This window comes from Spirulina subsalsa CS-330, from assembly GCF_028330765.1.
GTDB lineage: Bacteria > Cyanobacteriota > Cyanobacteriia > Cyanobacteriales > Spirulinaceae > Spirulina > Spirulina subsalsa_A.
On sequence record NZ_JAQMTY010000162.1, the window covers coordinates 1 to 8,969 of the forward strand.

At 54.9% G+C, this 8,969-nt stretch carries 5 protein-coding genes; 2 read left to right on the forward strand and 3 right to left on the reverse strand.

The features are described 5' to 3' along the window. The first annotated feature begins 406 nt into the window (after window positions 1-406). Complete coding sequence (locus tag PN477_RS10945) at window positions 407-658, forward strand: hypothetical protein (RefSeq protein ID WP_272115568.1); 252 nt, start codon at window positions 407-409, stop codon at window positions 656-658. Here PN477_RS10945 and PN477_RS10950 read toward each other — a convergent pair. Next, window positions 655-2,094 carry an FAD-binding domain-containing protein gene (locus PN477_RS10950; protein WP_272115566.1) on the reverse strand — a complete coding sequence of 480 codons (1,440 nt, stop codon included), beginning with the start codon at window positions 2,092-2,094 and terminating at the stop codon, window positions 655-657. The genes PN477_RS10945 and PN477_RS10950 overlap by 4 nt on opposite strands. Window positions 2,095-2,383: 289 nt before the next feature. Between PN477_RS10950 and PN477_RS10955 the strand changes: the two genes are divergently transcribed. Beyond that, complete coding sequence (locus PN477_RS10955; RefSeq protein ID WP_272115564.1) at window positions 2,384-4,558, forward strand: glutamine synthetase III family protein; 2,175 nt, start codon at window positions 2,384-2,386, stop codon at window positions 4,556-4,558. Between the two features lie 267 nt (window positions 4,559-4,825). Here the strand turns inward: PN477_RS10955 and PN477_RS10960 are convergent, their stop codons facing one another. Both PN477_RS10960 and PN477_RS10965 read right to left on the reverse strand, forming a co-directional pair. After that, window positions 4,826-7,012 (reverse strand): APC family permease, encoded by a 2,187-nt coding sequence (locus PN477_RS10960; protein ID WP_272115562.1) that lies wholly within the window; start codon window positions 7,010-7,012, stop codon window positions 4,826-4,828. 85 nt (window positions 7,013-7,097) lie between these two features. Next, the gene (locus PN477_RS10965; RefSeq protein ID WP_272115560.1) at window positions 7,098-8,846 is read right to left on the reverse strand and encodes an ABC transporter permease family protein; all 1,749 of its coding nucleotides are present in this window, start codon (window positions 8,844-8,846) and stop codon (window positions 7,098-7,100) included. Window positions 8,847-8,969 lie beyond the last annotated feature (123 nt).

Consider the following 8,969-nt stretch of genomic DNA (forward strand, 5'->3'; position numbering starts at 1 on the left):
CCCTTAGGGAGAGGGCTAGGGTGAGGGCTTTCCGGGATCTGGCTAATTTTGTCAGTCAACCAGGTGGGAGGGTTCCGGCTTGTTTTTTTTCACATTGTTTTCAGGAAAGTATAGGAGTGGACAAATTCGTTAGGACGGGCAAGGGGCTTAAGCCCCTTGTTCCAGAGTCTCTGAATGTCCTAACTGCCCTGGCTAGTACAGAGTCAAGACTTAATATTCGGATTGTCTTGAATGTCCAACGCTCAACGTGACGGTGCGTTACGCTTCGCTAACAGCACCCTACAAACAGCCTAATTCTTGGCATTGACGCGGCACTAGTGCTATAACTCTTATTCCTTCACAGGTTTTTCACAGCTTGTGCTTACAGTGAGGGGGTCGCAGTTCTTTTTGCCAAGGGTTTCTTCTTATGTTGCACATCATTAATTCCCCTGAACTTAATCAACGTCTGCAACATCTTGAACTGTTGCATGATCTCTATCATCGCATTGCAGACATTCGAGAGATTACGCCTGAACAAGCGGCAATTCTTCACCATCTGCGCCAAGAAGACACCCTCAGCGAAGAAGCTCGTGTCATGGTTGACCGAATTTTTTACCATTTGCGACGCAAGCAGCGCAGTATTCATCCTCGTTATTGCTCGGTTCAGCAGAATTCTTAAGGGGATTCGCTGGATTGTTTGGCCGTTTTATACAGGTGTTTGAAGGTGCGTTGCTGAATGGCATGATCCACGATGGGTTCTGGATAGCCACAGGCGAGGCGTTCTAAGGGGGAGATCTGACCTGTGACTAAGGGTTCGGGATCGAGCGATCGCAACTCTTCCACCCATTGCCGCACATAGTCCCCGTCGGGATCGAATTTTTTCGCTTGACTGCTGGGGTTGAAAATCCGTAACGGTTTCGGGTCCATCCCACTGGATGCGCTCCACTGCCACCCGCCGTTATTGGCGGCTAAATCTCCATCTACTAAGGTTTGCATAAAGTATTTTTCACCCCAGCGCCAATCAATGATCAGGTCTTTGGTGAGAAAACTGGCGACGATCATCCGACAGCGGTTGTGCATCCAGCCGGTTTGATTCAACTGTCGCATCGCTGCATCCACAATCGGATAGCCGGTTCGCCCCTCACACCAGGCTTGAAACTGCTCGCGGTTGTTCTGCCACGGAAAATCACGAAACGGGGCGCGATAGGGGCCGTCGGCCAGGGCGGGGAAGAAGTAAAGGGCGTGGTGATAGAATTCCCGCCAGGCGAGTTCCTGTTGCCAGGTTTGGATGTTGGTGCGGTGTTCGTCGGAGCGGGCGGCTTCGTAGCAGGTTTGGGCGGCGTGCCAGACGGTGCGAATCCCGATCGCGCCAAATTTGAGGGCGGCGCTGAGTTGGGATGTGCCGGGATCGGCGGGATAGTTGCGGCGTTCGTCGTAGCTGGCCAGGGCGCGATCGCAAAATTCCTCCAACCGCTCAAGGGCTGCTGTTTCCCCCGGTTCCACGGGAAAACCATTCTCCCAGATAAACCCTAATTCAGCAGCGGTGGGTAAGGCGGTGGCTCCGGCAGCGGTAGCGATCGCACTTTCTGCCGAGGTCAAGCCCTGGAGATCCGTCACCGTTGGGCAGGGTGCGGCCTTGGGCTGCGATCGCCAGGTTTTCCAAAACGGGCCATAGACCGTGTAGGGGCTGCCCGCCTTGGTGAGCACTTGACCCGGTTCACAAAGGAGGTGATCCCACACCGTATGTACCGGAATATTGGCAGCGGTCAGGGCCTGGCGGAGGGTGCGATCGCGCTCCCTGGCGTAGGGTTCCACATCCTCCGTCCACACCACCCCCGCCGCCCGCAACGCCACCGCCAACCGCACCAGCGCCGTCTGGGGCGACTCCCGCAGAATCAGCAACTGACTCCCCACCGCCGCATAGTGTTGCGCTAATGCCGCCAAACATCCCACCAGATACGCCACCCGCGCCGGAGCCACATCATCCCGCTCTAGAATCCCCGGATCAAAACAAAACAGCCCCACAACCTGACGGCTCCTCTGCCGCGCCACCTGCAAACCAAGATGGTCACTCAACCGCACATCACGCCGATGCCACAATAAAATTAACCCCATAGTTACCCTCAATTCTGTTCTCAAATCCGGGGGGGTGCGATCGTCACGTCATCGGGCAGCCCACCCCCCGCATGCTTCGGTTCACCCCTCAACGTCACAGGATCACCACAACCAACCCCCGATCATCATAGCCGTTAGCGATTCTTCAAGAATTGCCACACCCCCATCACCTCAGGCGTTTGATCGACAGGGTCGCAGCATCCCCCCGCATTTTGTATCTCTAATGCCCGTTTTACACAACCGCTTTTAGTACCATCTACTGCACTAGTCTCTCCAGGTAACAAGATTTATGAGCGGAAATACAGCTCGGGCCCAAGCCATCCATCAAATCACCAATCGCACCCCCCTGCCCTCTAAACCCCCAGAACGCCTGGAAGATATTTGGGCTGAGAACGTGTTTGACCTGACTAAAATGCAGGCAACCTTACCGAAGGTGGTGTTTAAATCGATTAAAAACACCATTGTGACGGGAGAAAAGTTAGACCCCTCCATTGCCGACACCGTGGCCACCGCGATGCGAGATTGGGCCTTAGCACGCGGGGCACTCTACTATGCCCACGTCTTCTATCCCATGACCAACTTGACCGCCGAAAAGCACGACGGCTTCATCTCGGTGCAAGGGGACGGTAAAGTCATTTCTGAATTTTCCGGCAAAGTGTTAGTGCAAGGGGAACCCGATGGCTCCTCGTTCCCGAACGGGGGGATTCGCGGCACGTTTGAGGCGCGGGGCTATACCGCTTGGGATGTCACCAGTCCGGCCTATGTGATGGAAACGGATAACGGGGCAACGCTCTGCATCCCCACAGTTTTTGTCTCTTGGACGGGGGAAGCCCTCGATAAGAAAGTGCCGCTGCTCCGCTCCATTGCCGCCATGGATAAAGCAGCGCGGAAAGTGTTGAAGCTTTTGGGCTGTGATCAGGTGGCCCATGTCAATTCTAGCTGCGGGGCAGAACAAGAGTATTTCTTGGTGGATGCGAATTTTGCCAGCCAACGCCCGGATTTGCTCTTGGCGGGCCGGACGTTGTTCGGCAAGGCTCCGGCCAAAGGGCAAGAGTTTGACGACCATTATTTTGGGGCGATTCCCAATCGCGTCCAGGTCTTCATGCAGGATGTGGAAGAGATGATGTACAAGCTGGGGATTCCAGCTAAGACGCGCCATAACGAGGTTGCGCCGGGACAGTTTGAGATCGCACCGTTTTTTGAAGCGGCGAACGTGGCGAGCGATCATCAACAACTGACGATGACGATCTTGAAGCAGACGGCGAAAAAGCATGGGTTTATGTGCCTGCTCCATGAGAAGCCCTTTGCGGGGATTAATGGATCTGGGAAGCATGTCAACTGGTCTGTGGGCAATTCGACCCAAGGAAATCTCCTTGATCCCGGCGATTCTCCCCATGAGAATGCGCAGTTTTTGGTGTTCTGTGGGGCGGTGATTCGTGGGGTGCATAAATATGGGCCGCTGATGCGGGCGGCGATCGCAACGGCCAGTAATGATCACCGCTTGGGGGCGAATGAAGCTCCCCCGGCGATCATGTCCGTTTATCTCGGTTCCCAACTCGAAGAGGTGTTTGAGCAAATCAAAACCGGAACGGTGACGGAATCGAAGCATAAAGGGGTGATGGATCTGGGGATTGCCGTTGTGCCTCCCTTAAGCAAGGATGCGGGCGATCGCAACCGCACCTCCCCCTTCGCCTTCACCGGCAACCGCTTTGAATTCCGCGCCGTCGGCTCCAATCAATCCGTGTCCGGCCCCCTCGTCGTCCTCAATACGATGTTGGCCGAATCCTTAGACTGGATCGGGAATCGCCTTGAAAGCGAACTTTCCACCGGCATGGACTTAAGCACAGCCATCATCACCGTGCTCAAAGATGTGATGGAAGCCCATGGTTCTGTGATTTTTGGCGGCAACGGCTATTCAGAAGAGTGGCACAAAATGGCCGTCGAAGAGCGGGGCCTCGCCAACCTGCCCACCACCGCCGACGCTCTCCCCTACCTCCGCGCTGAGTTTGTCCAGGATCTGTTTGCGAAAACAGGGGTGCTGACTCCCGTGGAACTGGAAAGCCGCTTTGAGGTCTATGCCGAGCAATACATTCTGTCCATTGAAGTGGAAGCAAAACTGGTGATTGGCATGGCCAAAACCCGCATCTACCCGGCGGCGGTGGACTATCTTTCTCAGTTGTCCGCAACAATGACGAACTTAACCAGTCTGGGCATCACCCTAGACAAAGGCAGTGCAGAGGCGATCGCCACCCTCACCAACTCCATGATGGCCGCCGTGGAAGAGTTAAGCACCGCTCTCGCCAAGCATGACATCGGCTCCACCGAAGAGCACATGCAATACTGTGCGTCTACCATTCGCCCCCTGATGGATCAAGTGCGTGAATGTGCCGATTCCTTAGAAGGACTGGTGGCCGATAGCTTCTGGCCCCTGCCCACCTATGAAGAAATGCTCTTCATCAAATAAACCCGTTTCTTCAGAGTCAAACGATAAAAATCATCACCCTTTTGCCGAGGAGAATACTCTCCCCGGCATTTTTTTATAGCACTAGCCAAGGTAGTTAGGACATTCAGAGACTCTGGAACAAGGGGCTTAAGCCCCTTGCCTGTCCGAATCAAGTTAAGGGGCTTAAGCCCCTTGCCTGTCCGAATCAAGTTAAGGGGCTTTAAGCCCCTTGCCTGTCCGAATCAAGTTGTCCACTGCTATCTCTCTGCTGTCCCGCATAGGCCACAATCACCATACGCTTTCGGTCAGGATTTCCTCAAAGGCGAAATCCGGAGCGGCGAGGACAAAAAGAGTGGTGGGGAGGCCGATGGTGCGGGCTTGGAGGCTTTCGTAATAGGTTGTGAATGATTGTTCGGTGGGCTTGGCCATACCGAGGAAGATCAGATCCGTCTCTTGGGAAGAGGCCTGGAGAATTTCCGAGAACGATCGCCCCTCCGCAATGAGAATTTGCGGAATTGCCCCCAATCGCAGCCCCGCCAAGAGATTATCCAGGTTTTCATGGGCAGACGTGGCCGCATCGTGATCCGGAACCACGAGGTTCACGTAAATATCCGCATCACGCCAATTCACATTACTGCGCAGCAGATAGGCCAGCAAGAGCATCAAACTGCCGTTCGCTTGTAGCCCCCCCCACCACACATCAATGCGTTGCCGTTGTCCAAAGCTGCGATCGCGATTCTCCCGCAAAATAATCAAACTTCGTTTTGCCAAGTGAATCGCCCGCAGCATCTCACAATAGGCCTCCCGTCGTTCCACTGCCTCGCTATCGCCTAAAATCACCGTATTGGGCATGATCGAACCTAACCCGTAGGCTTCCACCAACTGCTTCGCCCCATCAAAGGGGTTATCAGCGGTGATCAAGCGGACAAGAGCTTGCACGCCCTGACGTTCGAGATAATCCTGTAGCCGGTCTTCAATTTCAATCTGTTGGGCCATATCCCGCGAGCCACTGGGGAGAATACTCGCCACGGTGATTAAGCCGCGTTTGTGGGTGAAGCCATCGGCTAGTTCAATCAACGACCAGCGTTTGCTCGGAATGCCTGACAGGACGAGGGCATGGGGTCGCCAGTTTTTCGGGTCTTCCTGCTGCCCCATTTGAAAAATCCCTTCCCGCAGCAGTGCCATCCACATCCCCCGCCGCACATCGCCCCAGGTGGCCATCAATTCCCGCTGTTGTAACCAGACGTAAATCCCTAGCACGATCAAGGCTGCGATCGCCGTCGCCACGGCATTGATCAAAAACATCACCGCCAAACACCCAAAAGCCCCCACCATCGACAGCAGCCAAGGAACCCGAAAGGCAGGACGAAAGGAGGGACTTTGTAAAAAACCTTCAATGCCCGCCGCCACGTTGAGGATCGCGTAGGTGGTAAGGAAAAACATCGTCAGGATTGGGGCGATCAAGTTGAGATCGCCCACACAGACCGCCGCCACCGCTACACCGAGGGTCACCGCTGTCCCGATGCGGGGTTCGTCTTCTTTACCGCTGCCATGACCGAGGGCATTGAGCCAATGGGGTAACACACCATCGCGGGCGATCGCTTGCAACACTCGCGGCGCACCCAAAATACTCCCGATCGCACTACTCAACGTTGCCCCCCACACCCCCAACAGGATCGCCGGCCCCCAAAACGCCATCTGTTGCATGATCAAGGGGTTCTCAATCAAGGTCTGGCTATCGGCGCGAAAGGCCAAAATTAGCGGCAATCCCATATAAATCACATAGCCCGTCCCCACAGCGGCCAAGGTTCCCACGGGGATCGATCGCGTCGGATCTTTTAAATCCCCCGACATGCTCACCCCGGCCATAATCCCCGTCACTGCCGGAAAAAACACCGCGAACACCACCCAAAAGGGTTCGCCGTCACGGTTCCACAATTCCACCGTGGTCGGTTCGACCGCATGGCCAAAGCCAAAGGAAATCAGGGACAGCACGATCGCCGCCATGATGAAATATTGGGCCCGAATCGCGATACTCGCCGAGGTTAACGCTAAAACCGCCACTAAAATCGTCGTAATCAACGCCACATAGGTTTGATTCAGGGCCGGAAAGGTTTGGGCGAGGCTTTCGGCAAACCCAAGGGTGTAGAGGGCAACGGAAAGCGCCTGAGCAAAGTAGAGGGGAATACCCACCGCGCCGCCGGTTTCAATCCCCAACGAGCGGCTAATCATATAGTAGGCCCCGCCGACTCGGATGACGCGATCGGTAGCGATCGCACTCACCGACAGCGCCGTAATAAAGGTAATCCCCGTCGATAGCGTCACGATCAGCAACGTCCCCAGCAGGCCCACATTCCCCACCACCCAACCAAACCGGAGGTACATAATTACCCCCAGAATCGTCAAAATCGAAGGGGTATAGACACCGCCAAATGTACCAAGGCCGGTTTTTTCGTCAGGAGAAGTTACGGTCATAAATCACAAAACAGGATGGGAAGAGGGTAAAAGCACCCTTCAAAACAGCATCAACATGCCCATGCTCGACACCCGTTGATGCTTTTCAGGATACCCCACCCCCCCGTGTGGTGTGCAGTTCCACATCCGTTGCAGTTGAAGTACGCCCTCGGAGACGGGGTTGAGGGGTGGCGGCATCGAGGGTGAAGATGGCTTGCCAGTCGGATTGGCCCCAAAACCGCAGTTGACGACTCATGGATATTGCACCGATGCAAAACGCGATACTATCCAGCACCACAATCGCAATCAGATACAGTTCTTCGCCGTACCCATATTGAGACGTTAACGCATTGATCAGCCCCAGACCCAGCATGATTGTGAGCGGACAGGTACCAAAAAAGATCAGGAGATTCACCGCGAGTGGATTTTTAAGGGACGTGGGCCATAGCAAGGTGACGTAGGAGAGGAGGGTATAGGTAAACAGCCACAGGGTCGTCATGGTGGCAGCGATGAGGATGTCCTCTCGGTCGGCAGGATCGAACTGGGTGGCGAGGACAGGCACGAGAACGAGGAGGCTGCCCATGGCGAGAACAACCATGAGGTTAGGACTATTTTCACCGATCAGTAAATCTCGGATGAAGGAGCGGCGATGCTCGAACTCGTGACGATATCGCGCCCAGTCGATCAGGGGTTGGCGTTGGGGACAGGTGGACCCCATGACGATCAGCATGAGGGCAACAACATAGACCATCCAACACCATAGTTGTGCTGGGTTGGTAAAGAGGATGGACTGGGTAAACTCTGACCAGCAGAAGCCGAGCCAGATCAGGTTAAAACCGACAAAGATGCCATAGGCTTGGGTCTTTGTCCAGACGGTGGCGCTGGGGTTGCGAACGCGACGAATGAGGGCGCGATCGCACCAATAGAGGCAAAATCCGCCATGGAGCAACATCAGCCCCAGAAAAAGGGTCTCAACCTGGCCAATGGGGAGGCCAAACCACGTCCAATCGAAGAGGGGGCCATGGTGGAAGGGAATGCGGTCTAGGAGTTGGTGTTGCTCTGTGCCTTGCCGGTTCAAGATGAAGGGCAGGATGGTCGATGGACACCAGAATTTGATCCACCGCATCAGGGTCGGGGCATCGTATTCAACGGGAACATAGTTCAGAAAGGCAAGCAGGGCGCAACTGACACCACTAACGAGCCAAGCTTCGAGGCCGGTGAGGGTGTTACTGAGGGTGATGGCCAGGAGGGCGATGTGGAAGTAGACGGCGGTGATCAGGGCGAGGGCGAGGTAAAAACTGACGATCGCTTTGATCCCTAGGTGTCCCTGAAGCGCGAACCAGAGATGAAAGGGAAGATTCAGCGCGATCGCCCCATAGAGCAAGCTGGGCACGCCGAGGATTTTTCCCCAAACGATGGTGCGGGTGGATTGGGGACTGAAAAGAATAAAGTTGATTGTGCCTTGGCGTTTTTCTTTCGCTAAATCGTTGATCAACAGATACATGCCGCCACCGATGAGCAGAAACATAATCCCCACCGCAATCCACAAAAAGGCTAATTGGTTAGCCTGAAGCCACCATTGCGACAGGTCAATCCACTGTTTCGGACATCGATCATCGACGATCTGCGAGAGGGGAAAATCAGCGGGCATCTGGCAATAGGTTGACGTGGTGAGAATATAGCTCGGCTCCATGCCGATCAGGGCGATCAGGGTCAGGGCTTGGGCGAAGATCAGCAAACCGGCGATAGTGAGGAGCGATCGCACCGTTAACCGGCCTTTCAATTCCCGGAACAGTTGGGGGTTGGTGTCCCCAATGCGGTCAATGGCGGTATCAAGGAGAGTACTTAAGGTCATGGTGTTAATGGGTGAAGGAATAGGGGGGCAAGGGGCTTAAGGTCATGGTGTTAATGGGTGAAGGAATAGGGGGGCAAGGGGCTTAAGGTCATGGTGTTAATGGGTGAAGGAATAGGGGGGCAA